Origin of the sequence: Singulisphaera chitinilytica, assembly GCF_049331405.1 — a bacterium.
Taxonomy (GTDB): domain Bacteria; phylum Planctomycetota; class Planctomycetia; order Isosphaerales; family Isosphaeraceae; genus PoT.
In genome coordinates this window covers 1,612,537-1,638,683 of sequence record NZ_CP186274.1, presented here as the reverse complement: position 1 = coordinate 1,638,683, position 26,147 = coordinate 1,612,537, and the positions used below count along the sequence as shown (strand labels likewise).

General features: G+C 65.5%; 26 protein-coding genes. 14 read left to right on the top strand and 12 right to left on the bottom strand.

What is annotated here, in order from left to right; genetic code table 11:
- Positions 1 to 61: 61 nt before the first annotated feature.
- Both ACOYYX_RS06465 and ACOYYX_RS06460 read left to right on the top strand, forming a co-directional pair.
- Positions 62 to 2,926, top strand: coding sequence for a sigma-70 family RNA polymerase sigma factor (locus ACOYYX_RS06465; protein WP_422929111.1), 2,865 nt, complete (start codon positions 62 to 64; stop codon positions 2,924 to 2,926).
- Positions 2,927 to 2,990: 64 nt separating this feature from the next.
- Positions 2,991 to 3,392, top strand: coding sequence for a hypothetical protein (locus ACOYYX_RS06460; RefSeq protein WP_422929110.1), 402 nt, complete (start codon positions 2,991 to 2,993; stop codon positions 3,390 to 3,392).
- Between the two features lie 81 nt (positions 3,393 to 3,473).
- Here ACOYYX_RS06460 and ACOYYX_RS06455 read toward each other — a convergent pair whose 3' ends face one another.
- Positions 3,474 to 4,013 carry a lysostaphin resistance A-like protein gene (locus ACOYYX_RS06455; protein WP_422929109.1) on the bottom strand — a complete coding sequence of 180 codons (540 nt, stop codon included), beginning with the start codon at positions 4,011 to 4,013 and terminating at the stop codon, positions 3,474 to 3,476.
- Positions 4,014 to 4,599: 586 nt separating this feature from the next.
- Entirely contained in the window at positions 4,600 to 5,304 is a 705-nt protein-coding gene (locus ACOYYX_RS06450) for an O-methyltransferase (protein ID WP_422929108.1), read from the bottom strand.
- 164 nt (positions 5,305 to 5,468) lie between these two features.
- Between ACOYYX_RS06450 and ACOYYX_RS06445 the strand changes: the two genes are divergently transcribed.
- The 5 genes from ACOYYX_RS06445 (at position 5,469) to ACOYYX_RS06425 (ending at position 13,064) form a co-directional block, all read left to right on the top strand.
- A complete protein-coding gene (locus ACOYYX_RS06445) occupies positions 5,469 to 6,287 on the top strand; it encodes an AraC family transcriptional regulator (RefSeq protein WP_422929107.1) in 819 nt (272 codons plus the stop codon).
- 425 nt (positions 6,288 to 6,712) lie between these two features.
- On the top strand, positions 6,713 to 9,400 hold the full coding sequence (locus ACOYYX_RS06440; protein WP_422929106.1) for a sigma-70 family RNA polymerase sigma factor: 2,688 nt from the start codon (positions 6,713 to 6,715) through the stop codon (positions 9,398 to 9,400).
- Positions 9,401 to 9,573: 173 nt separating this feature from the next.
- Positions 9,574 to 10,476, top strand: coding sequence for a hypothetical protein (locus ACOYYX_RS06435; RefSeq protein WP_422929105.1), 903 nt, complete (start codon positions 9,574 to 9,576; stop codon positions 10,474 to 10,476).
- A gap of 1,089 nt (positions 10,477 to 11,565) precedes the next feature.
- The gene (locus ACOYYX_RS06430; protein WP_422929104.1) at positions 11,566 to 12,054 is read left to right on the top strand and encodes a hypothetical protein; all 489 of its coding nucleotides are present in this window, start codon (positions 11,566 to 11,568) and stop codon (positions 12,052 to 12,054) included.
- Positions 12,055 to 12,149: 95 nt separating this feature from the next.
- Entirely contained in the window at positions 12,150 to 13,064 is a 915-nt protein-coding gene (locus tag ACOYYX_RS06425) for a pilus assembly FimT family protein (protein WP_422929103.1), read from the top strand.
- A 19-nt stretch (positions 13,065 to 13,083) separates the two neighbouring features.
- Here the strand turns inward: ACOYYX_RS06425 and ACOYYX_RS06420 are convergent, their stop codons facing one another.
- The gene (locus ACOYYX_RS06420; protein WP_422929102.1) at positions 13,084 to 13,773 is read right to left on the bottom strand and encodes a hypothetical protein; all 690 of its coding nucleotides are present in this window, start codon (positions 13,771 to 13,773) and stop codon (positions 13,084 to 13,086) included.
- 208 nt (positions 13,774 to 13,981) lie between these two features.
- Between ACOYYX_RS06420 and ACOYYX_RS06415 the strand changes: the two genes are divergently transcribed.
- The 5 genes from ACOYYX_RS06415 to ACOYYX_RS06395 all read left to right on the top strand — a co-directional run bounded on the left by ACOYYX_RS06415 (position 13,982) and on the right by ACOYYX_RS06395 (position 17,552).
- Complete coding sequence (locus tag ACOYYX_RS06415) at positions 13,982 to 14,650, top strand: hypothetical protein (RefSeq protein WP_422929101.1); 669 nt, start codon at positions 13,982 to 13,984, stop codon at positions 14,648 to 14,650.
- Positions 14,614 to 15,948, top strand: coding sequence for a nucleotidyl transferase AbiEii/AbiGii toxin family protein (locus ACOYYX_RS06410; protein ID WP_422929100.1), 1,335 nt, complete (start codon positions 14,614 to 14,616; stop codon positions 15,946 to 15,948). The genes ACOYYX_RS06415 and ACOYYX_RS06410 overlap by 37 nt, the downstream gene beginning before the upstream one ends.
- Before the next feature lie 122 nt (positions 15,949 to 16,070).
- The gene (locus ACOYYX_RS06405) at positions 16,071 to 16,541 is read left to right on the top strand and encodes a hypothetical protein (RefSeq protein WP_422929099.1); all 471 of its coding nucleotides are present in this window, start codon (positions 16,071 to 16,073) and stop codon (positions 16,539 to 16,541) included.
- 61 nt (positions 16,542 to 16,602) lie between these two features.
- Positions 16,603 to 16,767, top strand: a complete 165-nt coding sequence (locus ACOYYX_RS06400; RefSeq protein ID WP_422929098.1) for a hypothetical protein — start codon at positions 16,603 to 16,605, stop codon at positions 16,765 to 16,767.
- Positions 16,768 to 17,090: 323 nt separating this feature from the next.
- Entirely contained in the window at positions 17,091 to 17,552 is a 462-nt protein-coding gene (locus ACOYYX_RS06395) for a hypothetical protein (RefSeq protein WP_422929097.1), read from the top strand.
- Between the two features lie 37 nt (positions 17,553 to 17,589).
- On the opposite strand, the gene ACOYYX_RS06390 is transcribed toward ACOYYX_RS06395, so the two are convergent.
- Complete coding sequence (locus ACOYYX_RS06390; protein ID WP_422929096.1) at positions 17,590 to 18,456, bottom strand: SDR family oxidoreductase; 867 nt, start codon at positions 18,454 to 18,456, stop codon at positions 17,590 to 17,592.
- Positions 18,457 to 18,574: 118 nt separating this feature from the next.
- Between ACOYYX_RS06390 and ACOYYX_RS06385 the strand changes: the two genes are divergently transcribed.
- Positions 18,575 to 19,297 (top strand): TetR/AcrR family transcriptional regulator, encoded by a 723-nt coding sequence (locus tag ACOYYX_RS06385; RefSeq protein WP_422929095.1) that lies wholly within the window; start codon positions 18,575 to 18,577, stop codon positions 19,295 to 19,297.
- 31 nt (positions 19,298 to 19,328) lie between these two features.
- Here ACOYYX_RS06385 and ACOYYX_RS06380 read toward each other — a convergent pair whose 3' ends face one another.
- From ACOYYX_RS06380 to ACOYYX_RS06345, 8 genes are all read right to left on the bottom strand, one after another.
- On the bottom strand, positions 19,329 to 19,871 hold the full coding sequence (locus tag ACOYYX_RS06380; protein ID WP_422929094.1) for a hypothetical protein: 543 nt from the start codon (positions 19,869 to 19,871) through the stop codon (positions 19,329 to 19,331).
- 47 nt (positions 19,872 to 19,918) lie between these two features.
- Complete coding sequence (locus ACOYYX_RS06375; RefSeq protein ID WP_422929093.1) at positions 19,919 to 20,251, bottom strand: hypothetical protein; 333 nt, start codon at positions 20,249 to 20,251, stop codon at positions 19,919 to 19,921.
- Between the two features lie 280 nt (positions 20,252 to 20,531).
- Positions 20,532 to 20,885: a hypothetical protein gene (locus tag ACOYYX_RS06370; protein ID WP_422929092.1), complete on the bottom strand. Its 354-nt coding sequence runs from the start codon at positions 20,883 to 20,885 to the stop codon at positions 20,532 to 20,534.
- 208 nt (positions 20,886 to 21,093) lie between these two features.
- On the bottom strand, positions 21,094 to 21,534 hold the full coding sequence (locus tag ACOYYX_RS06365) for a hypothetical protein (protein WP_422929091.1): 441 nt from the start codon (positions 21,532 to 21,534) through the stop codon (positions 21,094 to 21,096).
- A 368-nt stretch (positions 21,535 to 21,902) separates the two neighbouring features.
- A complete protein-coding gene (locus ACOYYX_RS06360) occupies positions 21,903 to 22,238 on the bottom strand; it encodes a hypothetical protein (RefSeq protein ID WP_422929090.1) in 336 nt (111 codons plus the stop codon).
- An 83-nt stretch (positions 22,239 to 22,321) separates the two neighbouring features.
- Positions 22,322 to 22,855 carry a hypothetical protein gene (locus ACOYYX_RS06355; RefSeq protein WP_422929089.1) on the bottom strand — a complete coding sequence of 178 codons (534 nt, stop codon included), beginning with the start codon at positions 22,853 to 22,855 and terminating at the stop codon, positions 22,322 to 22,324.
- Between the two features lie 136 nt (positions 22,856 to 22,991).
- Positions 22,992 to 23,528, bottom strand: a complete 537-nt coding sequence (locus ACOYYX_RS06350; RefSeq protein ID WP_422929088.1) for an SMI1/KNR4 family protein — start codon at positions 23,526 to 23,528, stop codon at positions 22,992 to 22,994.
- A 50-nt stretch (positions 23,529 to 23,578) separates the two neighbouring features.
- Positions 23,579 to 24,940: an ankyrin repeat domain-containing protein gene (locus tag ACOYYX_RS06345; protein ID WP_422929087.1), complete on the bottom strand. Its 1,362-nt coding sequence runs from the start codon at positions 24,938 to 24,940 to the stop codon at positions 23,579 to 23,581.
- A gap of 397 nt (positions 24,941 to 25,337) precedes the next feature.
- On the opposite strand from ACOYYX_RS06345, the gene ACOYYX_RS06340 reads away from it, so the two are divergent.
- On the top strand, positions 25,338 to 25,733 hold the full coding sequence (locus tag ACOYYX_RS06340; protein ID WP_422929086.1) for a hypothetical protein: 396 nt from the start codon (positions 25,338 to 25,340) through the stop codon (positions 25,731 to 25,733).
- Positions 25,734 to 26,147 lie beyond the last annotated feature (414 nt).

Genomic DNA, 26,147 nt, shown 5'->3' with positions numbered 1-26,147 from the left:
GAATCGCCGAAGATTCCCCTCTCAAAAAGGCGGACGGAACTCACTCGGGAGCGATCGGAACATGCCAGGCGGCGCAATGGGGTCGGCCCTTCGGGATCTCCGCAAGCTTGTTCGGGGCGGGACATTGGGCGGTCTCGCCGATGGCCAGCTCCTCGCGCGATTCGCCGCGTCGAACGACGGCGAGGCCTTCGAGGGGCTCGTGGCACGGCATGGGCCGATGGTCATGGCGACCTGCAAGGCCGTGCTCCGGCACGACCAGGACGTCGAGGACGCCTTCCAGACGACCTTCCTCATCCTCGCCCGCAAGGCCAGGTCGGTCCGGGCCGGCGAGACCCTCGCGGGCTGGCTGCACCGGGTCGCCCATCGGGTCGCGGTGGAGGCGAGCCTTCAGGCGAAGCAGAGGCGCCTGGGCGAGGCCTCCATGGCCCTCGCGCTGGCGGCGTCGCAGGCGTCGCGCAACCCGGCCGATGACGACCTCCGGGCGATCGTCCACGAGGCGATCGGCCGCCTGCCCGAGCGGGAACGGATCCCGGTCCTCCTCTGCGACCTGGAGGGGCTGAGCTACGAGCAGGCCGCCGGGCGCCTCGGCTGGTCCTTGCCGACCCTCCGCTGCCGCCTCGCGAAGGCTCGCCGACGCCTCCGCGAACGGCTGTCGACGCGAGGCCCGGCCTCCGCGGCGTCGGGGATCGTTGCAGCCGCGCGAGAGGCCTCGGCGATCGTCCCCGAAGCCTGGATCCGGGCGTCGGTCCTAGCGGCGACGTGCGGGACGACCTCGGCGTCTGTGGCGGCCCTGGGCCGGATCATCCTCGGGAGCATGTTCATGACAAGGCTTTTCGTCGTCGCGGCGGTCGGGCTGATGGCGGTGGCGATCGGGACGCTAAGCGTCGTCGCGAGCGGCGCCGGGGGACTTGAGGAGCCGGGGCCGACCCCGGTCGCGCCCAGGCAGGCCGACGCCCCGAAAGTGGCCGATGCCGCATCGAAGTCGACGCAGGAAGGACGCGTCGTGTATCGGGGCAGGGTCCTGGATCCCGACGGCAAGCCGGTTGAGGGCGCAAGCCTCTACGTCGCGACATCGGCGAGGTTTGGCCGGAGCCCGGAAACTCCGCCGATCAGGCGAGCCGTCACGGGCGCGGACGGCCGATACGCATTCGACATCGCCATGGCGGATTTCGACTCGACCTTCTCCGACGTTTCCTGGAGGAACGCCCCGATCCTCGCCCTGGCCGACGGATTCGGTCCTGCCTATGCGGTCGGCCCCGAGGAGCGAGACCTGCGCCTCGCCCGCGACGACGTCCCCATCGAGGGCCGTGTCATCGACCTCAACGGCAAGCCCGTCGCCGGCGCCCGCATCGACGTGATCGCGATCGACTTGCCGAAGGGCGCGGACCTGGCCGAGTGGTCCGCGTCGCTCAAGGCCTCGACGTCGGCGAGTGAGGCCCGACGCGACTGGCTTGTCACCTGGGATGATCCGAGCGTCGCCGAACTTTTCCCGGCGGTCGAGACCCGCGCGGATGGTCGGTTCACCCTCAGGGGGATCGGCCGGGAACATGTCGCCGAGCTCAAGATCTCGGGGCCGACGATCGAGACGACCTGGGTCTGCGCCGTGACCCGGCCCTTCGATCCGATCCGCAAGAACGAGTTCCCTGGGAACTCATCCCCATCGTTCATTCCTTACTGCGGCCCTCGCTTCGATCATGTGGCGGGGCCTACCCAGGTCGTCGTGGGCCTCGTGAGCGACAGGGTGACCCGCAAGCCCCTGCCGGGCGTGCGGGTCCAGGGTGTTTCTCGCAACCGCAGCTCCGGGCGTAACATCAGCACGACCACCGGGCCCGACGGCCGTTATCGGCTCGTGGGTCTGCCGGCGGCGCGGGACCCCGCGATTCGCGTCAATGTCCTCATCGCCTTCCCGCCCGAGGGCGAGACGTACCTCCCGGATGCCGTCCGTCTCGGGGAGTCGCGCGACCTGGAGACGATCACGAGGGATATTTTCCTGAATCCCTGCGTCTGGGCCACGGGACGCGTGACCGACCTGAAGACCGGCGAACCCGTCAGGGCGACCGTTGACTACGCCGCCACCGAGGATAATCCCTACCTGAAGGAAATGCCGGACTTCGGCATCGCCCTGGGGTCGGAACGTCACCACACCGATAAGGACGGCCGATACCGCCTGAAGGTGTTGCCGGGCCGGGGGATCGTCGCCGCTCGCGCCGATATCGACAGCTTCCGCTTCGGCGTGAACCACATCGTCGGGATGAAGCGCCTCACGGGCGGGCTGGAGACATTCCGCACGCGTCCCCTCCTGGTACCCAAGAATTATCACGTCCTTGTCGAGGTGGCTCCGACCGCGGGCGCCGGGTCGGTCGAGTGCGACCTGCAAGTCGATCGCGGCCGCGTCGTCCTCGGGAGGGTGGTCGACCCCGACGGCAAGCCGCTGCCCGGCTGCCGGATCTCCGGCCTCCCCGACTTCTACACCCGGCTCGACCCGCACGCGTCGGCCGATTTCCGGGTGCTCGCTCTGGGCCGGGACGACACGCGCGTCCTGCTCGCCGTCCACAAGGGCAAGAGACTCGCCGGTATTGCGGTGATCCACCCCGGCGACGCCGGGCCGATCTCGCTCAGGCTCGCGCCCTGGGGGACGATCTCCGGACGCCTCGTCGATGCCGGGGGGCAGCCCCGGCCCGACATCCTGATGACGAGTCGCGGCCTCTACGGTAAGGAGGTCGACCCCGCCGCGGGGTTCGTTCCCAACGATTTCATCAAGGTCGCGGACGACGGCCGGTTCAAGGTCGATGGGCTCATCCCTGGCCTGAAATACACGTTCGAGACCCGGAAAGGTCGTAAATTCGACGGGTATGTGCTCCAGGACGTTTCCGTCAAGGACTCCGGCACCACGGAGCTCGGAGACGTCAAGCCCGGCAATGATTGACGTATCAAGATACGTTTAACAATCCCGCCGGGACGGTTCGAGGCCGCGGTCGGAAGGACCTGGAATGAACCATCAAATCGAACTTCACGACTCGACGCTCGAATCCATCGTTCGCGAGGGCCCCGACCTCTTGCTGCGGCTGAGGCCGGCCTACGTCCATCGATCGGAGGGGCGTCCGGGGATCGATCCGGGCTCGGGCTGGCTTCAGGATATCGACCTGATCCTCCGCGAGGGCATCGCCGAAGCGTTGCCCTCGGAGTTCCATTTCGACCTGGTGAGCGGCTCGTTCGAGGCCGGCGAGGATCGCTGGGAAAACTCCATACCCCTGCCGCTCTCGACCTCGGCGACCGCGAGACTTGCCGCGGTCACGACCCGCGGAGAACGCCTCGAAGTCCGGGGCGCGGGAGCCTCGGCCGTGCCTCGCGGCGAGTCGAGATATGTCGAGGAATTCCCGGGGATGGCCTGAAGTCGCGTGCGTCAACGAGTCGGGCCCGGTCATAGTTCCTTGACGGGGATCGGTTCGCCCCGGTCCTCGGTCTGCGGGCTTTCAACTCAGGAGGTTGTCACCCGTGAACTCGGCGGTTTTCCGGGGCAAGTAGTCGCTGAGGTACGGGTCGGGGCGCCAGAAGCCGAGGTGGCTGAGGTAGAGGAGAATGGCAATGTTGAGGAGGGAGACGACGAGCGTGATGGGGCTCCTCTCCAGTCCATACCATCCCCCGGTCCAGAACTCCGGACCGACCTTCTCGATCGAGACCAACGATCTGACAAACTCATTGGAGTCGCGAAAGCCGAGGATCGGTTCGTGGATCAGGCACCAAGCGAAGTGCATGGCGATCGGCAACCAAAGCCGCCGGGTCACGAGGTAGGCCACGCCGAATCCCGCCCCGAGGAGGGTCCAGTTCCAGGCCGTGATCCGAATCCCCCCGTAGAAGTCGAGGCCGAACATGGGCGACGTGAGGCCCAGTGCGAGCATCGGGCCGAACCTCCGGCCTCCGAGGCTCAGTAGGCACTGGAAGACATAGCCCCGCAAGATCAACTCTTCGGTCAGGACGGATCCGAACCACTCGTGCATGGCCCCTTTCAGCAACCTGGGATCCCACGCGAATCGACGGAAATGAATCCATTCCATTTCATAAAAGAACGCAAAAATCAATCCGAGCAGCACGGCCGAGATCAGGATCCCGATCGCGAAATCGCGGATCGCGAGCCAATCCAGGGGAGGCCGAAGGAACCGATCGGACGGCGATCGGCCACCCACACCATGAACAAGGAGAAGCCGAGGATCGCAACCGAACCCCCAAGTCCATCGAGCATGATCCCGACGACGTACGTTGGTATCAGCCCGAACAAGAACACGAGGATTCGATAGAACGGGGATAGCGCGTGCAAGACGTCCCGAACGCGTTCTTCCGGCATGGGATGGCACCATCGGGGATTCGACCAACGCGGGGCGTCGATCCGGGGACGGGGCCGACGTGAGGGTTGATCTGCCGCCGCACCGACTCCGAAATCCCCGCGTCCCTGGCAGAACGCAAGGCCTGTCGGCTCGACTCGATTATCCCACGAGGCGTTCATTTGATCAAGCCAGCGATGCCATGCCGGACGCACGCCGGGGGTCGACATGGCGTGCGTCCGGCATGGAGGATGGTCACGCGTGAGGGCGGGAAGGCTTTTCAAGAAGCTCGGCGCGTGAAGATCGAGAATTCATTGCCGCGGCCCTCGGTCAGGGGGAGGGGCATGGAGAGGTAGCCGTTGCGTGGATCGCGGACATACTCGAGATAGGCGGGGTCGAAGGCGTTCTCGCCGATCACGATGGCGCCGGGGGCCAGGTGGGGCTCCAGGAGCTTGAGGACGGGGAGATAGAGGGTGAAGGCACCGTCGAGGTGGACGAGGTCGACCTCGACGTCGATGCCGGATTTCAGGGTCTCGAGGGCGTCGCCGACGCGGATGTCGGCGAGGTCGGCGAGGCCCGCGGCGGCGAGGTTGGCGCGGGCATGCTCGGCCTTGGAGGGCTCCAGCTCGGTGCCGATCAACCCGCGGCCTTCGACGCCGCCGTCGCGGAGGGCGCAGGCGAGGTGGATCGCGGAGACGCCGAACGACGTGCCGAACTCGACGATCCGCCGGGCCTTTCGAGCTCGGGCACACATGTAGAGGAACTTGCCGAACTCGGGCGAGACGTTCAGGTAGTTGTTCGCGAACGAACGGTAGATCCCCTTGTAATCCCGGGCTTCGTCGTCGAGGACCTTCTGCACCACGTCCTCGTTCGAGAGCTCCGAGCCCCGGGTGAATTGCTCGACGAGCGAGCGGTCGGCCGCCTCGGCTTCGTGGAAGAGGCGGGTGAGCACATCGGCCGTCGGTCCGGTTGTCAATGAATTCATGGCGGCACTCCTTCAAAAGTTCATTCGGTCCGAGATCCGGGAGCGGACCAGGTCCCGTTGGATAGGAGGTTACGGGTTTCCCGGCTTGACCGCATTGGGAGATTCCGCCAAACTTTGTTGAAATCCGGCCAACGCCGCGAGCGACGGTTCTGGGGACGCCGCCGATGCCCATGTACGACCCCGACAAGGATTTCGCCGACCCCGACCTCGTGCCCAGGCCGGTGCTGGCGGTGGGGGCCGAGGTCGTGACCGACTCGGGCGGCATGGAGATGAGCCGCCACGCCCACCGCAAGGCCCAGCTCATTTACATGTCTCGCGGCGTGCTCAAGTGCGAGGTCTCGCGGGGCCTCTGGGTCGTGCCCCCGCAATGCGCGGTCTGGATCCCGGGGGGGACGCTGCACAGCGTCAAGGGGGTCGGCACGATCGACGTCTACTGCCTGTTCGTGGAGCCGTCGTCGGCCCCGAGGATGCCGAAGGCCTGCTGCACCGTCTCCGTCTCGCCGCTGCTGCGCGAGCTCTTGCTACGATGCGCCACGTTCCCCACGCTCTACCCCGTCAAGGGGCCCGAGCCGCGCCTGGTGCGGGTCCTGCTCGACGAGCTCGCCGCCGCGCCGGTGGAGAAACTCCACCTGCCGATGCCCTCCGACGACGATTTGCGGCGGGTCGCCGACGGCATGACGGCCGACCCGTCCGACCGCGCGACGGTGCAGGAGTGGGCCGACCGCATCGGCGTGAGCGAGCGGACCCTCCGCCGGCTCGTCTTGCAGGAGACGGGGATGAGCTTCGGACGCTGGCGCCAGCAGCTCCACATCATCCTGGCCCTGCAATGGCTCTCGCGGGGGGCCTCGGTGCAGTCGGTGGCCAACGACCTCGGATATGAAAGCGCGAGCAGCTTCGTCGTCATGTTCCGCAAGGCCCTGGGCACCTCCCCCGCGCGTTACATCGCCGAGCGCCTCGCGGGTTCGCCCTCGGCGACTTCCTGATGCTCGGGGCTCTCGCGTGTCCCCTCATCGCCGTATCAAGGGATTCGTACGCGCCCGAGCGGCGCTCATTGTCGGATTCCTCCATCCAGGTCGATTCATGCGCCCAAGCCGTTGAGAGACGTCCTGCACCCGGCTAGGATCCATAGGGAAAGTCCCTTCGACAATTCTCGGAAACGTCAAGGATCCCGAATCGATCGAGATCGCCACGGATGGGGCAGCGACACGAAGAAGTGAGGGGCTCGGCCGCCGACGATCGCGGATGCCGGGAAAGGGCCCGAGCTTCCCGGCACATCAAGGCCCAAACGGCATCAAGCGGTCGGTGAGCCGAGCCCCAAACGCCGATCGGCGTTGAACTTCGAAAAAATTGGAAGAAAAGGTCGCTGGTCGGGTACTACGCAGGGACAACCGCCTAGGAGACCGGACGGATGGCACAAGGCCAGATCGCGGAGCACCTCGAGACCCTCTTCCAGTTCGGAGCCGCCGGTGACACCCCCGACGGGCACCTGATCCGCCGATTCCTGGACGACGACGAGGGGGGGAAGCAGGTCGCCTTCTCGCAACTGGTCGAACGCCACGGGCCGATGGTCCTCCGCGTCTGCCGCAAGGTCCTCCGCGACCACGAGGACGCTCAGGACGCCTTCCAGGCGACGTTCCTGGTCCTCGCCCGCAAGGCCGACTCCGTGCGCAAAGGGGACTCCGTCGCCAGCTGGCTGCACGGCGTGGCGCTCCGCGTCGCGATGAAGGCCAGGCGGGCGGCGAGCCGTCGGAAGGACCACGAGGGCCGCGTCGGCCGCTCGAGGGCCACGGCCATGGCCGATGCCCACGAGGCCGGCGGCTCCTGGCCCGAGCTGCACGAGGCCATCGCCGGCCTGCCGGCCCGCTACCGCGAGTCGGTGGTTCTCTGCTACCTCGAGGGCCTGACGATCGACTCGGCCGCCCACCGGCTCGGCTGCTCGCCGGGGACCGTCTGCTCGCGCCTCTCCCGGGCGAAGGACCGGCTCCGGTCGCGGCTCCGGGGCCGCGAGCTGGCGTTGACGGCGCTCGGGCCCGCCCCCGTCGGACTGGGCGTCTCGACGGGCCTGCCCCGGGGCCTGGTCGCCCTGACGATGCGGCGGAGCCTGCGTTTCTCGGCCGGCCGGTCCGCCCGGGCGCTGCTCACCCCCGACCCCGCCACCATCCTCGCGAGGAATGCGATGACCGCAATGTTGTTGGGCAAAGCCAAGATCCTGGCCTTGGCGCTATTGGCCTCCGGCCTGACCCTGATGGGCCTCGAGACCTTCGGCCAGTTCGGGGGCTCCGAAAGGCCGAAGCCGTCGGGGATCGTCGCGCCCCCCGGCGGCGACGGGGGCAAGACGGCCGACGTCCCCCGGGCGCTCGACAGCATCAAGGCCGACTTGAAAGAGGCCTCGCGCGAGAACGCGAAGGCTAAGGAGGTGATCCGATCGGCCGAGGAGAAGATCGAGGCGATCCAGGCCGAACTCCGCCGCGAGCCGGACCCCGACAAGCAGGCGGCGAGCCAGCTCTTCGACTCGCTCAGGGACGACCCGGCGAAGGCCGTCTCGCGGTTCGTCGAGGCCCTCAAGCGCCATCCCGTGCCCCGGATCCCGAATGAGCCCGACGGCACGCAGCTCTACATGCGGGACCTCGCCAGCGGCGAGACGATCCTCTTCGCCGACCGTCCGGAACCCGACTTCGACAGTTGCGGCTCCCCTCGCTGGTCGCCCGACGGCCGCAAGATCGCGTTCGACGCCACGGTCTCCACCCAACTCGGCCGGGCCCGGATCAAGATGCTCGAGGTCCGCGAAGGCCGGCCGATCCTCACCGACCTCGGCCCCGGCAACTGCCCCAACTTCTCGCCCGACGGCAAGCAGATCGCGTTCCTGATCAATCCGGGCGTCGAGGACATCCCAGGGGCTCCCCCCCTCACGCCGGGCGTCTGGGTCATGCGGGCCGACGGCACCGAGCGCCGGCTGGTGACGACCGAGTTCGGCGCCCCGGCCTGGTCGCCGAATGGCCAGGGGTTCCTCATCAAGGGGTTCAGGGACCCGGCCACGATCACGATCTTCCGCTCCGACGACCTGTCGAGCGCCGCGATCGCTGTGCCCGGCCGCGACATCTTCTCATGGCCGAGCTGGTTCGACGATTCGACGATCGTGGCCCCGCTCCGAGCCAGGGACGGGGGCGAGTCGATCGCGCACCTCGACGTCCACGACCCGAGCCATGTCGCCGTCCTCAAGGTCCTCTGGACGCGCAACGCCGAGTTGGACGTCAAGCCCTACTCGCCCGTCTATCATCGCGAGACGCGAACCTGCTACTTCGTGGGACTCGCGCTCGACGGGAAGCGTTGGCTCCTGGCGATCGAGCGAGACCGCCCCGAGGCCCCGATCCGCCTGGAAGGCCGGGCCTTCCACGACCGCCTCGGCGGCCTGACCTTCTCGCCAGGCGGCCGCTACCTCCTCTTCGCCGCCGACCGCCCACCCGGATTCGCGCCGGCACCGATCGGCATCCTGCCGCCGCCGACACGCGCCCCCCTGGCGGAGACGAAGCCGGCCGCGGCTTCCTCCAACCCGGCCGAAGAACCCCGGCAGCCATCGCCTTCGCTGATCTCCTTGTTGACGCAATCGCCCACCGTGGGCCTGCAGCCTCTCAGGAAGGATACGTTCCAAAAGGCCCGCCCGTGGCAAGCCCGCGTGACTCCCAACGCCATCCCGAAGAAAGTCAGCCCCGGCGAGACGTTCACTTATAACATCAAGTTCAACCTCGACGACGGCTGGAGGATCTTCTCGACCGCGCCCGAGCCGGCCCCGAAGGACGGTCCCATCTTCACGTCCTTCGACTTCTTCGACCCCGCCGGCTTCGAAGTCGTGGGCGACTGGCAAGCCTCCCGGCCCCCTTCCCTCGCCAAGCCCTCGTCCATCTCGAGCCAGTGGCCGACGGTCGAATCCTACGAGGAGGAGGTCACCTGGACGATCCGCCTCAAGGTCCCCCGGGACATGCAGCCCGGCGAGAAGACGCTGAGATGCCAGGCGAGATATCAACTCATGAGCGCCGACGCCGTCAAAGCCCCCGGCCAGTGGACCCTCGCCGACGTCACCGTCCGCGTCGTCCCCTGACCCACCCCGCCGCCGAGTTCGTCCAGCCCTCCGAACTCCACCACGAGGCTCCGGCCCGCAGTCGCGATGCGACCAGCTTCTCATCGCGTCTCGACCGCCGAGTTCGATCTCCAGTAGATTGGCAGGAAGGAGAACACCATTCCACGCCAGCCTCGGGCCGGAGGATCAACGACATGGCGCCCGATACGAACTCGCCCGACGAGAAGCCCTTCCGGATCGACGATGACTTCTCCTGGAAAGTCCGTTCGGTAAGTGATCGGATTTCTGCTCTCCTCAAGAGAGTGAGCGCGATCGAAGTACTCCTCATCGTCTCGGTGCTGGGGATCGCCGTGGGATTGCTCGGACCCGCCGTTTCGACCGGTTCCCGTCCCCATCAGTTCCCCCCTCCCCTCGAAAATCCGAGCAGCAACTTCGCCCCCGTCGCGGCCAGCTATGCATGGGGGCACTCTCCATGCGGATTCGTTCCCCTGCAAATCCTGACCGATGGGAGATACTCCTACTCCTTGTTTTCGACATCGGAATCCGGCTGGGTGAAACGCGAGGGCGACACCCTGATCCTCGAGCCGATCGGCCCCAGGAGCAGTCTGACGGATCGGGTCTTCCTCCCGGTCCGATGGGGAACCAGGCGCTACCTGATCTCGCCCGACGCCATCCAGGATTTCTGCACGGCAATCCTCACGGTCAAGGAGCCGAGGTCGCACCCCTTCGGAGATTTCCTCCTAGCCGGCCAAGAAGAAGTCACCGGGCTCCCCGGTTTGCCCGAACCCTGGGCCAGCTACCTCCGCGAGAACATCGTGCTCGGCACCGTCCTCGAGACGTCGCCCGACGGCCGGGTGAGGCTCGATGTGGGATCAGCCGAGGGCGTCCACGTCGGCGACGTCTTCGCTTCCCCGCGAGATGAACCCCACGATCCCTGGCAGTGGATGGTCGTCTTCGAGAGCTATGAATCTTGCGAGCTAGAATTCATCGTGGCCAAGGAAGACAAAGGGATAACAATCGACCAAACGGGCGTTCATCCGGGCCGGAATCTCGTCATGTCCCGCTTGCTCCTGACCATCGACCCTCGCTGGCAATGACGACGAGAGCCCGTCCACAAACCCCGGCCGAGGCAAAGTCTCGGGTAGCCCCGATGTCCCTCTGTTGAGACCATCTCCCCTCATACAGCAAGGCAGTTTCATATTCAAGGGTAGCCGCGATTGGGACAATCGGGGTCGCGCAGCGACGAGAGGCCGAATGCAAAAAGGCCCGGTCGAGGCCAGAGGCCATCTGCGAATGCCCCGGCCGGGCGCGGTGGATGACATGGCTTTGCCAGATGTCTCTCGGCTGCCGCGTGGCTCTGGGGATCGAGCAAACCGTGCCTCTCCGCATCGAGGACCCGTTGAGTCGTGAGGGATCGGAATGCAGGCCTCCGCGAATTGGCCGGGGCTTCTTGTAGCTGGCCTCTCGTCGCTGCGCGACCCCGATTGTTCCAATCGCGGCTACCCGATAGCAGAGAGGCGGCCTCCAAGCTTCAACGCATTACGGCCTCATCGCATCCACCTCGGCACGGGGCAACAGCGAACGATTTCACGCATATAATAATATTATACACATCGATTCATCTTATTCAAATAGACAGGCTTTGAAATCTCGATCCTACCGTGAGGATCGCGGCGAGCGACTCGAAGCCTCTCGACCCTCGCGGTCCATTCCCTGTAGAGTGGGAAGAGGAGAGCACGTCAACCTCGGGCTGGAGATGAGACGACATGGCGCCCGATACGAACTCGCCCGACGAGAAGCCCTTCCCGATTCATGATGACTTCTTGTGGAAAGCCCGGGCGGTGAGCGATCGGACTCCTGCCATCCCCCAGAGAATGTACCTGATCGAATTGACCATTTTCATCTTCGTCCTGGGTATCGTCGTTGGGCTAGTCCTACCCCCTGTCACCAGCGGGTGGGTCCCACCACACCGATTTCTTCCTCCCGATCCTAATCCCACCAGCGACTTCGCCCCCGTCGCGGGCGAATATATGCTCAATAGAGGTCACCACCTGTTTCGCTCCCTGAACATCCTGTCGGATGGGAGGTTCTCTGACGCCCACACCGGTATGTCCAAAGCAGAGGCGGGCTTGGTGGAGTACGAGAATGAACACTTGATCCTACCCCCAAGAGAAAAGGGAGAATCGATGTCTGGTCGGATCTTCCTACCCGTCAGGTGGGGAGCCAGGCGATACCTGATTGCCCCCGACGACCTCCAAACTTTCTGCCAGGCCATCCTCACGGGCAAGGAGCCGAGATCGTCCGTCTTCGGAGATTTCCTCCTCGTCGGGCAGGACGTCAATGTCACCGGCCTCCCCGACTTGCCCGAGCCCTGGGTCCGCTACCTCCGCGAGAACCTCGTGACCGGCACTGTCGTCGAGGTCTCATCCGACGGCCGGTTCCTCCTCAACCTGGGCCTCGCCGATGGAATCCAGGTCGGCGACGTCTTCAATCCCAGGGTCCGAGATTATGACCGATTCCCGCAGTTGGTGGTCGTCTACTCGAGCTACGACACGAGCGAGCTCAGATTCATCGGCGTGAGCGAAGACTATAGTTTAACGCCCGATGAGGCCGAAGCCTTCGTCGGCTGGCAACTCGTCATGTCCCGCACCTCAAAACCGCTCGCCATTCCTTGATGTCAACGACGAGAGAACATCCACGAGGCTCGGCCGACTCACCATTCCTGAGTCGCACTGGATGTGCCAACCGCCGCGATCCCCGGAGAGACGACATGACGCCGGAATCGAACCCGCCCGACAAGGGGCCCATGCCGTTCGATCACGTCCTGTACTGGAAATTCCAGGGCCTGAAGGCTCGCATCCTTCGCTCCATCCTGGGGATGACACTGGTGGAGTGGCTTGTCATCCTCTCGATCGTGGGGATCCTCGTGGGATTAGTCATGCCCTCCGGTCCGCGTCCCAATCCCCATCGCTTTCCCCGGCCCCGCCCGAATGCCGGCAATGATTTCGCCCCGGTCGCTGCCACTTATCACTGGATCATCGGTCGATATAGCTTCCATTCGCTGGAGATCCTGGCCGATGGAAGATACTCCTACACCGGATACGGGAGTCAGGAGTCCGGCTGGGTCCACCGTGAGGGGGAGGACCTGACCTTCACGTCGAACGACATCGACAAGTCCCTCGACGATCGAACCCTCCGCCCGATCCGGTGGGGATCCAGGATTTACCTCGTCCCCCCCGACTCACTCGGGAGTTTCTGCTCCGCGATCTTGCTCGGCCACGAGCCAAGGTCGGAACTCAAAGGCGACTTTCCCTTCGCCGGGAACAACGACAACATCACCGGCCTCCCGGTTTTGCCCGAGCCCTGGGGTAGCTATCTCCGCGAGAACATCGTGCTCGGCACCGTCATCGAGGCGTCGCCCGACAGCCGCGTTATGCTCGATGTCGGACTGGTCGAGGGCGTCAACGTCGGCGACATCTTCGCCTTCCCCAGCGACTCATGGCGCGGGCCCTGGCAGTGGATCGTCGTCTTCGCAAGCGACGTCTCTTGCGAACTCGAGTTGCTCAACCCGGCCCCCTACGAATACGAGCGATTCCTCGAGCGTAACGGCATCCTCGGCCGGCAACTCGCCATGTCCCGCGTCATCCCGACCCCGAAATTCCCCGACAACTCGCCTCACCCCTGAGCATTCGATATCCGAGCACTCACCCCCAGAAGATGATGGGCAGGCCGTGCTGAAGACTGATGTCGGCGGTCTTCTTCATGTGGAGATATGCGGCCTTGACATCGACGAGAGGATCGTCGTTCGAGTAGTCATAGGGATAGGGAGCCTGCAAGACCTCCTGCACCCGCTCCAGCTCGCGGAGGAGCCGAGGGGTCGAGCCGACCGCTCGCGTGGCCGGCCAGTGGCCGAACATCTTGTAGGGCTCGACCTGGGCCAATCGCTCGAACTCGCAAGGCAGGAAGTAACCGCTGTAACAGTTGTGCTTGACGAGGTGCGGGCACGTTGTCACATCGATATCGGCGGCCATGACGGGGTGCTTGTAATAGTCGCCCTCGGGGGGCTGGGCGAAGTCGGGAAACTGATCGCGGCAGTCGAGCCACCTCGCATAGGCTCGCAGCGGCTCGAAGCCCCTCGACTGCGAGGAGTAGACGACCGAGCCCTCGTCGACCCACCCGGGGCTCACGCCGTTGGCGGACGCCACCGCCTTGCGGAGCGAGTCGACCTGCCGCCTCGCCCGCCGGCGCGCGAACCATCCGACACTCTCCGGCATCTCACTGATGCCGTCGCCGCTGACGATCTTCGACCGGACGCCCAGCGCCTGCTCGACGGGCCGGCTGAAGTCGCCGGCCTTGAACTTCCACAACGGCATGACGAAGATTTCGAGCCCCACAATCCCCCCCCTTGATCCGAAGGCACGGACTCGGTCGAATGACCCTTCCTGCGGCCCGACGATGCAAGTTCGATGGAACGGGGGGCGTCGAACCGATCGCAAGGCTCCTGGGCCGGGCTATCATAATTCAGAGGTCTCCTGTCGCATAGACATCTGGAAGAATGCCCCGGGACCTCGGGCAAGGTAAGGCCATGAAAGGTCGGACATCGTGGAATTCGCCGGGGATTTCGAGATCCACATCACGATCGAGGCCCTCGGCGAAACCGAGGTCGAGGCCGTCCTCGCCTGGGCCGAGCAGCACGGGCTCAAGTTCCACCACATCGTCCTGGCGCGAGGCCTCACGCCGTCGCAGCCGATGATCACCCGCAGCGGCCGAGGCGTCCTCTCCGGCCAGATCGCCGAGGCGAACGAACTCTGCCGGCTCCTGGCCGGGTCGGGCCTCGTGGCCACCCGGGTCAAGGTCGAGGCCGCCCCCTGGAACGAGGACGTCCCGCTCTCGGACGAGGCTGCCGCGGCCCACCCGGGGCGTCATTTCGAGCATCACGTCAAGCTCGCCCTGCCCCCCGAGGCCGACCTCCAGGCCCTGGGCGACCTGGCCGAGCCGCACGGGGCTCATCTCTCGAGGAACGCCCGGAGGAGCCGCCCCGACGGCCTCGGCGAGCGCTTCGTCACCCAGCGGTGCCATCGCTGCGGGCGTGCGACGGCCTCCGCGCGGCTCCGGCTCCTGGAGACCGCGATACGCTCACGCGGCCATGTTGTATTGAGCGTCGAAGAAGAATATGTTGTCCACGACACAAACCCCGGAGTCGATGCGGGGTGGCTCGAACCCGGGAGGCATCCATGCCCGACAACCTCTGGCGATTCCTCAAGCGACTGACCGGCGGCCAGGATCCGCCGACGCCCGGCCCCAGCCGCAGTGCCGAGGCCGGCTCGCCCCCGGACGATCCCTGGGCCCCGAATTCCCCGGTCTCTTTCACATGGGACTTACTTTCGAAGCAGGATCTTCCGCGTTCGTACCGCGTGGGAGCCTCGCTCGACGGCGCGGTACGCCCTCGAAGGTTCGACCCCGCGCTCTTGCATTTTCCGTCCGCCTTCCGCCCCGGCGACCCGGAGTTCCCCGATGAGGCGACCGGCCGTGGCTGGGCGGTCCGGCGACGCCTGATCAACGACCACGTCCTGCGTCTGATCGCCGAATCGGAACTCGGCGATCATTTGATCCTGCGCGGGAGCCGGCTCCTCAAGGCCTGGCTCGGCGACCATGCGCGCGAGCCCGGCGACCTCGACTGGGTCTCGGACCTCGAGGGCTCGGGCCTGGACCCCGAATCCCTGATCCATCGCATCGTCGACGCCGTGACCTCCGGCCCCGCCCCCGAGGAAATCACGCTCGGCCGCGAGAGCGTCGCGACCGACGAGATCTGGACCTATGAGCGGACCCCCGGCCGCCGGGTCGTCTTCCCCTGGTGGACCCCGGGGCTCCCGGGCGGGACCGTGCAGGTCGACGTGACCTTCGGCGAGCGCCTCGCCGAGCCCGACACCCGCGTCTCTCTACCTGTCGCCGACGGCGGCTGCGTGTCCGTCCGCGCGGCGAGCCGGGCGCAGTCGCTCGCCTGGAAAATCCTCTGGCTCTGGACCGACATCCACGCCCAGGGCAAGGACCTCTACGACGCCGTCCTCCTGGCCGAGCGCTGCTCCCTCTCGCGCCGGACGCTCGACGAGACCTTCCGCAATGGCGGGGAAATCCAGATTCCTGCCGACATGAGCATTCCTGACTTCGTCTCTCGCTTCGCCACGGAATGGGATCATTTCATCGCGGAATACCCCTGGGTCGAGGGGGAAGAATCCCACTGGATGGGCCGCCTCGAACGCGCCCTCGGCCCCGTCTTCGGCGCGCCCCCTGCTCCCCCTGCCCTCCCAGAGGATCCGAACCCGATCGACCCGGCCTGGCTCACGCCCGAGGTCATCGACATCGCCCGCGGCATCGTCGACGATCGCGGCTGGCAGGGCCTCATGATCCTCGCCGACGCCCTCGAAGAGGCCGGCTGCGCCCGTCCCGACATCCTCGACCACTGCCAGAACCCCGGCCCCCACTCCCGAGGCTGCTGGGTCGTCGCCGCCATCCTTCAGCACCCTGGCCGGGGCTCTGAGGCCCTGAATAACCCGCGGACGAACCATTGAGCCGAACTCATTTGATCGCAACGTTTCACAATGTGTCCAATTCACAACCCCCTGCGAACCTCCCCCGACTCGCAGGGTAACGACAGGCGTGGCCTGTCCTTGACCCACTGGCGGCCCCGACGATGGCTTATTTCGCGGACCTGACCCCTTATACCTACAACTATGGTACGGAGATCATGCTCAATGTCGGCTGGCTCGGGCCGGGTCACCCGCTACCGCGTGGCCCGGTCTCGATGGCGTTCGCCCACGAACTCGAGATCCTCGCCCAATCCCCCGTCAACCGGACCCGCGGCCAACACATATGCCCGTTCTGCAAGCCTCCCCTGGATGTGATCGAGATGGATCCGAAATACAGGGACGTCTGGGAGATGTTCCGAGCCTGCAATACCGAGATCCACGTACGCGGCGAATCCGGGGTCATCTACTGCGCCCCGACGCTCATCGTCCATTACGTCACCGAGCATCAATACCAACCCCCGGCCGAATACATCGCCGCCGTCATCTTCCACCGCAAGTCGCGCCCGCTAATAATCACCCCGAGCGACGACCAGGCCGATCCATCGCTTTCATCGGAGCGGACTACGATCGACTGAATCGACAAACTCGGCCTATCCGGCCAACGCCATGGCTGCCCGCATCACCGAAGAAGACGTTATGCACTGGTCTCGCTCCCTCGCCTGGGGCGGAGAATACATCGAGGACGAGGTCGCCCTCTTGATCGAGGATCAACTCGACAACGACCCCCTCGACAGAAACGAGATCATCGCGACGATCCGGCGTGCGTGGAGAGAGGTCTTCGCCGTCGACCAGGACGAATAGACCAACAGACTCATATTAGAAAATTTCTTCCGATGACAGCGTTGCTGCCCTCGCACCAAGACCTAGTAGACCGCCACTGACGGCTTGAGGTCTCCAATGCCTCCCGAAAAGAACCGTTGGACCATTCAGAAGTTGATGATAGTGGTCGCTCTGATAACGGTGATCATCTACGGAGTGATGGAGTTCTTTAGGGGGTTCGTCTGGATGGTGAGGGCGGGGTGGTGAGTCGTCTCGCAGCCCTCAAGTCGTCGATGGCGAACCACTAGCCCGGCTGTCCCCCTCACCTCGTCCCCATGACCCCTTGCCATTTCCTGGAAAGCGACATGACTATCGACGCCGTGCTCTTCATGGGGACCGTCTTCGCCTGGTGGGGGCTGATGCTGCTCGCCCCCCTGGTCACGGCCTGGGCCTATTTCCGGAGGTCGAATCGTCACGCGACCGCCGTGGTCTCGCTCTGCCTCTGGTGCGTCCTCGCCGGCGGCGTTGTGATGGGCTCGCTGTGGAGTTGCATCGCCAGGATGACCCAGCATGCTTATGCCGCCCAGCTCCGGGACCTCCCCGAAGGCACGAAACCCGCCGAGATCCAACTCAAGCCGATCGCGGTGGAAACCTTTTTCATCAAGGCGGATGAATTCGTCCAATTCCTCGCCTACACGACGATCCTCATCCCTCTCTTCCTCGCCGCGCGCCTCGTGAAACGGACCCTCCACGAACACTCCGCCCAGCCTTGGAAACCCGTCCCTCAGGAGCCGGACGACGAACTCTTCTCGCCATATGGCCCCTGATTCGACGGATTTCCTTCATTCTCGATGCGATTGCAATTCACGCGGAGAGACGTTGTGCCAGCAGGTCCTCGACCTTCTGCGTCGGCCGCTCGAGGAGTTGCGAGAGCGTGGGGTCGACCGCCGAGAACTCGCCGGCTCGACTCGCGCGGAACATCCCGAGTTGCAGGTCGATGATCGGCTCGGGGAGGCCGCGGGCCGACAGGGCCTCGCGCATGGCGTCGTCGGAGAGCGTCTCCCTCGCGATCGGACGCCCCAGGACGTTCGAAGCGATCGCGGCCAGATCCGCAAGGTCGAGCGCCTCCGAGGCCGTCAAGGGCGGGGTCGGGCCTTCGAATCGGCCTTCATCGAGCAGGATGGCCGCGGCGCCGGCGGCAAGATCCGGGTGCGACGTCCACGACACCTTGCCGTCCTGGGGTAGCCGGATCACGCCCGTCTCGAGCCCCTGTTCCAGAAGGCCGAGCACGCTGCTGGCGTAGAAGCCGTTGCGGAGCGAGGTCCACGCCAGGCCACTCTCGCCCAGCATCGCCTCGGTGGCGAAATGCGTGTGCATCGGCCCGAAGTGGGACCGGTCGCTCGCCCCCATGTGGCTCGTGTAGACGATCCGCCGGACCCCCTTCTCGCGGGCCGCCTCGATGACGGCGCGGTGCTGCGCGATCGGGTCGCCGCCGAAGGCCGCGGCGTTCGACGAGATCATCAGCACCTGCCCCGCCCCCTCGAAGACGCGGCGCAGGCTCTCCCCGTCCGTGTAATCCCCCCGGCGAACCTCCACCCCGAGCCCTCCCAGTTCGGCCGCCTTCTGCGGATCCCGCGTGCTCGCGACGACCTCGCTCGCGGCCACCTTCTCCAGCAGCGAAAGGACGATGGCCCGGCCGAGCTGACCCGTGGCCCCTGTCACGACGATCATGGCTGACCTCCTTAGCGACGGCAAGATATCACCGAAAACAAAATCACGATATCGACGATAGCAGGCCAAGTCCAGTGACCGCCTATCGCCGGAAACACGATTTTGCTATCTTTGATTCATGGCCGAATCAGCGATCCCCGACGAAGACGCCGCGCCCGAGGGGGATGCCCGCTCCCGGATCCTCACCGCCGCCTCGCGCCTGATCGCCGAGGGGGGCCGCGAGGCCGCGACGACCCGCGCCGTGGCGACGGCCGCGGGGGTCCAGCCTCCGACGATCTATCGCCTCTTCGGGGACAAGCAGGGGCTGCTGGAGGCGGTCGCCGAGCACGACCTCGCCGCCTACGTCGCGACGAAGTCCCGGCTCACGCCCCATCCGGACCCCATCGAGGGCCTCCGCGAAGGCTGGGACGCGCACATGGCGTTCAGCCTCGCGAACCCGGGCCTCTTCGCGATCCTCGCGGGCGACCCGCAGTCGGGCGAGGCTTCCCCCGCCGCCAGGGCCGGCCGCGAGGCCCTGAAACGGCGCATGCGTCGCGTCGCCGCCGCGGGCCTGCTGAAGACGAGCGAGGACCAGGCCACGGACCTCTGGCACGCCGCGGGGGTCGGCCTCGCGTTCACGCTCCTCGCCCAGCCCCCCGAGGCCCGAGACCCCGGCCTCTCCCCCTTCATCCGCGAGACGATGCTCTCGGCGATCGCCGACATCTCCAAACCCGCCGCCCGCCGTCGCCCCCAGATCGCCGCCGCCGAGTTGCGTGCCTCGCTCGATTCCCTCGAAAACCTCTCCGCCGGCGAGCGCCTCCTCCTCGGCGAGTTGCTCGACCGCATCGCCCGGTCGGTGTGACCGATTCATCGCGGCCGACTTGCCCCAAACCTCACAAGGTCAGGTCGTACTCCCGAGGCGCTCGCGCCGAGGCCGTCAGCCGCATGCCATCCCGAAGGAGGCCTGCGGCACGAGGCCCCACATCATAGGCTCCTATTTTCTCATACAAGGCTTTCGCACATTTCCTGAACTTCCGAAGCAACCTGCTGGCGTCCCGAGAGTACGACCCCGACGCGAGGCTCCCGCTCAGCAGCACGCTCCCCTCCCAGATCCCCCCGGGGGCCAACACCAGGAAGCCCGGATTCCCCCGCTCGTCGACGCAGTGATGAACGTCATTATACGTGTTGATCGAACGCACGCTGACCGGCGTCCCTCGGTTGCTCACCAGGAACCTCGGGCAACCCACGCCGGAGTCGTCCGTCGCCACCCCGAGGCCGGGGATCATCGCCCCTTCCTCATACGAATCGAGCCCCGCCCGGAATTCCGCCTCGGTGAAGTACCCCATCCGCGAATACTTCAGCGGCGCCTCGGACTCCACGCATTCCAGGAGTTCGAGCAGGTCCTCGCAAGTCGCAAAGAGATGGATAGAGATCACGTCATCATCCTGGTCATTCGACCGGGCCTGGTTCGTCTATCGCACGATCACCAGTCTCGCCATTCGTCCACCCATTCCTCGCCGCCGTCGAGGCCGCAGTCATCGCCGAGTTCGTAGAGGATATCGCAGAGTTCCTCCCGCTCGATCGTGCAGATGAAGCCGTCGTCGAGGTCGTTGTATCTCTCGATGCAACGGCGGAGAATCTCCGAGGCGTCATCCTCGGAACCATCCGGGCCGAGGGCGATCAGGGCGTCGAGGGCGTCGGCGAGGTTCCGCCAGCAGGCCTCACGGACCTCGGGACTGATCGGCCAGTCGCTGAACAGCGATTCCCGCTCGGCCTCGAGTGTCTTGCGGTAGTCTTGAAGCTTCGAAATATCCATGGATGTCATCCCTGGCCTCGCCGATCGATCGACCCCGCGAAGTGTGGCACTCCCGCGTTCCGAAGAATTTCGCACCATCGCGGGTCCGCCTCAAGCCTCCTCCACTCGGAAACGAAAGCCGAGTCCCACGGCCATGTTTCGGAGCTCTGCGGCTTCGGCACGTCCAATGACGGAGTCGAGGCGGAATGGTGAACCGAGGCCCGCGGGTCAGTGCCTTCCGATCTAAAAATCATGACCGTGTTTCCATATTTCGACGCGACAGGTCTCGACCGGCGATCGGTCACCTCGCGCGCGGCAAGCCGGCGAACAGGAACAGGCTACTGACGGATCGCAAATGGGCCATGTCGCGCTCGGCCTGCTGGGTGCCCTGCCCTGGCCTGGTGGCGGCTCGGCGGCGATATCGATATTGGGGGAAGAACGAGGCGAAGAAGAGCGCCGAGACCAGGGTCTTCGGCAGCGACGGCTCGGCGCCCCAGCGTGCCCTGGCCTCCGACAGGAGCTCATCGAACCGCCGGACCCAACCGGGCGGGAAGGTGCCGGCGTCGAGCAGATGCCCGCTCGGGTCTCCCGATCCGAGGCAGTGGTCGTACAGGCGTCGCTCGATGGGATCGTTCGAGGCCTTGGTTTGGGGCATGATCGGCTCCGCATTCCCATGGCTGAGGCGGCCCTGATATCGCGAACCGGCGGTCCTCCTTCGGCACGTCGCGAGCGGTCCGCGTGGCCTGCCTCTCTCGAAGATAGACAGGCCCACGCCCCACCAAGTTCGGCCCGGCCCGCGCAGGCCGAGCATTGGCCGATGCTTGTGGGATGGAATGGATGTGCGGGCCGGCGGCGGGGTGAACTCAGAGGGTGCCGGGCGGGCGAGGGATGACGGCGGTGGCCAGGCATTTGCGAAGCCAGGGGGTGAGCTGGAAGTGGCCGACGGGCGTGACGAGGCGGTAGGCGGGGTTCGGCGTGTATTCGCCGATCGACCCGCCAGCGACGCTGTAGGACCCGATGATGTCCTCGGCCGGTATCTCGGCGTCGACATCGGGCGAGCGCTGATCGATGACGGCCACGGCCTGCTCGGGGACCTCGCGGGCGAACTCGACGAGCCCCGGGTCGAGATAATGGCGGCAGACGAGGTGGATCACGTCGACGAAGCTCGGCTGCGGGAGGAAGTTCTCGACGTCGATCGCCCCCTCCGAATCGGCCAGTACGCCGCAGATGCTCCCATTGGGCAGGCCAAAGCGCGTGACGAGGTCGGGCGACCACCACGTGACCACCGCCACGGGTTCCGGCAAGGCCCTGCCCCCATCGCGAGCCCAATCGAGGGAGCCGGCCGGCACCTCCTTCGCATCGACCCGGCATATGGATAAGCAAATTTGATCCGGGACGTCCGCCATGAAATCCACCGACTCCGAGAGGGCCACCCGGGTTGCAAGGCGATCGACCCTTCGCCCCTGATCCGAACCCGCACTCGACCGAATCAGGGCTCGCCTTGCCTCGCCGCCGGCCTCGATTTCCTGGTCCACAGTCAGGTCGAGATTATCCTCAAGTCGCCTCCTCGACGCCAGGCGCAGTGGGCTATTGTCAACGTCGACACGTCCGGTCCCGCAGAACGTCGGACATCGCACGCGTGGGCGGTATCGAGCCCTCGACGCGTGGAGGCTCAGCCCTGCAATCTCCGCATGACGATCGGATAGCAGGCCTCGCAGAGTTCGATGTTGGAGGTGATTTCGTCTGACCAGTAAGAGTCCCCCTCCTCGATCCTGGCCCAGCAGACGTCGCAATGCTCGTGATCCCACCCACCTTCGATGATCTCACCGCAGTTCGGGTCGTAGGGCTGACCTCGATAAGGCGTCGAGGACTCCCACTCCTCGTCCGAACCGGCCCAGTACAGCAGACTGTCATACGGGTGGAATATCTTCCGGACGAACCGGGATTTGCGATAACTTTCCCAGGCCTGCTCGGATACGAGTTCGAACCTGTCGATCGGCTCCATCATCATCGTCCTTTCTACGAGACCTGTTACTCTAGAATACTTTCAGTAGATCGGGCCAATCCGATCCATCCTTGCCGACCCTTTGGTCATCGAGCATTGAAGAAGGTCGTGGACAGCCCGGCCCTGCTGGTTCGGCCGAAGAAGTCGATGACTTCTTGCTCAGTTCGTACGGCATAGGCTCCCGGTCCCGGAGGGCTGATCTCGAAGATGGAAATCACCGGCTCTTCACCGGAAGCCCTCGGGCCGCTCCTCACGCGCCGACTCTTGCGCTGCGTCGAATAGATCTTGGTGAAGGTCGTTGGATCGGTGACGCTGACGACGACATCCACCCGATAAGTCAGCCCCTCAGGAATCCAGGAACCGGGCCAGCATGTCGCGGACACCTGCATCCGGAAGGGCAGGCCGACGTCGTATGTGGGCATCGCGGGGGTCTTCTGAGGAGGTTCCCCCGGGGCGGGCCTGCACAACACCGTGGAGCCAAAGCCCTTTACGCTCTTCGGGTGCTGATAGAGCCAGAGGAGCTTCTGGCAGGCCGGCAGGACATACGCGAGGCAGAGCGCGAGCAGTGCGACCGCGGCCATCAGCCAGCGGAGGGAAAGGCGAAGTCGCGGCATTTTCATCAGTCAAACCTCGGGATTTATCGGAAACACTTAGTTTCTTATCACTGCATTACGATCATCGTTACTGCGAACCGATTACCGTCTCGCCGGACTCAGATCCATCGGAATATCGCGACTTGCATCTTCCTGGACCTCTTCATGATTCGCCCGCGAAGGCCGACTCATCTTCCAGGCCACGGATGAAGGCTTCGAAGTTGTCGGCGACGTGGACGATCTTGTAGTCCGACTCCTGGTCGACGTGGACGACGCGGGGCTCGCCGGTCGGGCCGCATGCGCGATAGTCGAGGCAGATCATGTCGTGGCCGGCGGAGGGGCAGTCGGCGAAATAGATGCCGATCTCGGGGTAGCCCCACTCCTCGACCCAGAAACGGCTCCCGACCTCGCCGCAGAGCGAACTCGGCTTGTCGCGGCCGATGGAGAAGATGCCGGTGATGGCGATGTGGTCGTGGGCCCACGACGTCGCCTCGAGGGTCCGATGGTCGGTGCGCCGGGGGATGCCGCCGTTCTGATGCCTCATCAACTCGACGTAAGCCGCCGGCAGCTTGTAGCCGAGCTTCCGCTCGACGGCCGCGACCATCTCGTCCGTCACCGGGACGTCGACGTACTCCTTGAGGGCATATTCCGAGGGCACCCAGAAGCCGGCGATGTCGAAGTCACCGAAGATTTTGCTCATACTCGCACCTCATAGAAAACGACGCATGAATTGTCAATCAATGGTCGGGTTCAATCCCGGCCGCCGGCCTGCTTGATGATTCCAATCATGGTTCGGATCAAGGTTTCATCATTCATTCTCATGCGTGAGATGCCGGCGTCTTCGAAGGCCTGGAGGACGTCGTTCTCCGACCGGATCCGGGCCAGGACCGCGCGAGCGTGGCCGAGTGGGGTGATGCCCTGGCGGTCGCGCAGGTTCACGTCCGCCCCCGCGGAGATCAACGCGCGGAAGGCCGCGAGACGCGGTTCGGCCTCGTAGGGGATGTGGATGAGGATCGAGTAGTCGAGGGCCGAATGACCGCCATTATCCTGGCGGTTCACGTCGGCCCCCGCCGCCAGCAGTAGCTTTATCACGTCGACCCAGCCGGACGCGAGCATCAAGGGTGTCGCGCCTTCGGGGGTCCGGGCTTCGACGTCGGCCCCGGCCCGGAGCCATTCCTTGACTTCCTCCGGCATGGCCCCGCTGCAGGCGATGTGGAGGCCATTGAGCCCGTCCTTGCGGCGAGCCTCGACGTCGGCCCCGGCCTCGGCGAGCAGGCGGAACTGCTCGCGGCGGAGCGGCCACATCGCATGCATCAGCGCCGTCTGGCCGACATCATCGGCGACGCTGGGATCCGCCCCTGCCTCGAGGCGTCGTCGTAGCTCGTCCGGCGAAAGGTGCTTGAATATGATCCACGGCTTCCTGTCCCGCTTCTCCGCCGTCCCGGCCTCGGCGGGCTCCGCAGGGGCGAGCGGGTCGAGGACCTCGGCGGCGGAGAGGTCAAGGTCGTCGACGAGCGTGCGAGCGTGAGAGGGTTCGGCTTCGACCTCGGCGATCTCGGGTCGGGCCTCCGGCTCACCGAGGCTCTTCCGGTATTCTTGCAGTTCCCATCGCAGGGTGCCATCGTTGCCGGAGAGGCGATTCTTCTCCAGGAAGCCCTCGGGCATCATCACGGCGATCGCCCGGCTGAGGCCGGGGTCGAAGGTCTTGGATTCTCCAGGCTCGGCGGAGTCGTCCACCCGCAGCGGCAGCATGAAGGCTTTCTGGACATCCGTTTGAATGTTGATGGTTCGGCCGCTCGCGAACTGGATCTTCGCGAGCAGTCTCGGATAATCATCGGTCCAGCCGGATTCGTAGTGCCGACGTAACACCGGCTCCGGGAAGTCGAATCGGGCGAAGTCGAGTTGCGGGACCCGAGGCTTCGCCAGGGCCTCGAGCAAACGATCGACGAGGTCGGCCGGCATCTCATCCGTCGACTCCCCTGGCATCCATTCGCGGAGGTATCGCCCCCCTCGACGCGTGATGACCAGCCTCGCCGATTGACGCGGCGGGTGTGCGAACCCGATCCAGAGTGAGTTGATTTCGATGCGTTCCACTTCGTCGCGGGACATCATCTCGGGCCCTCTCGTCGAAACCCGCCTCCCACTTGAAGATTCCTCCCCGAGATTCTCCCCGAATGGTCGAGGTCTCGCCAACCCGGCGTACCGGGATACGTCGAGTGATCGACATGCCGCGTCGCCGTCAGGCTTTGTGTCAAGGGGCTCGGGGCGTCGCGGAGTCGAAAATCCCTCGCGAAGCGTGTCGTAGGCCGTTTTTTCGGCTCGGGCAAGAGTTGCCGGGGCGGAAGGTCGATGAAGTACAGGAAGAGTCGCGAGGACGGGCGTCGGCGGATGGCCCGTCCTGCCCGGAGCGGCCGGATTCGAGGCCCAGGCGGGTCCCCCACGCGCCGAAAATGAGGGAGCGGCCCGCCGGCGCGCCAAGGTTCTTGACCCGCACGAGAGGAATGTCGCGATGCGCACGCGAGCTTACCGACCCGAGGCCCCCCGCAGCCTGGAAGATCGCTCCTTGTTATCGGGTTTCGGGGGCCCGGCAGCCGACCCGGTGGTCATGACGAGCCGTCAGCTCGACACGATCCTCGAACAGGTCCGCCTGAACTTCCAGCTCTACGCCGAGAACGGCAACGTCCCGCGCCTCCGCGAACAGCTCCAGATCGCGGTGAAAAACGTCCCGTTCGGCCGGATCGACGGCCTCGGCATCAGCTTCAACGCCATCGTCCAGCGCATGCGCCGCGAGCTCAACGCCCGCCAGCTCTTCCACCCCGTCGCCCAGGCCTCCAACCGCGCCGTCGCCGCCGTGAACGTCGAGGTGCAGAACCGCGTCGCGTCGGGCGACCTCGTCGTCGACTGATCGGCGCCTTCAAGGCAAGAGGCCCCGTCCGATCCGGGGCCCAGATCCTCCTTGCCCGCGTGGCGAAGCCCCCGACGCCCCGCGGACTGATCCGGCAGGGTGGCCACGAGCCCGCCACAGCCACAGCCGGGGCTCATCCTGCTCCCCTGCCTTCCTCCTTTGGCATTACGCCAAATCCACCTCTCCCCCCCATGTCATTCAGTACGCTCTCGACGAGTACACGGGATCTCCGCGACAATCCCGTGAAACGGCGATGGCAGAAGCATTGACTTGCAACCGACGACAGAGCTATCGCACCAACGTCTCGGGGATTCACTCGTGATCAGCGGCCACGCATATCCGTGTTTCATCGAACACAATCGAATCGAACTAGATCGTTGATGTCCCGTGGCTTGGTCGGAGTTGACCGTTGCA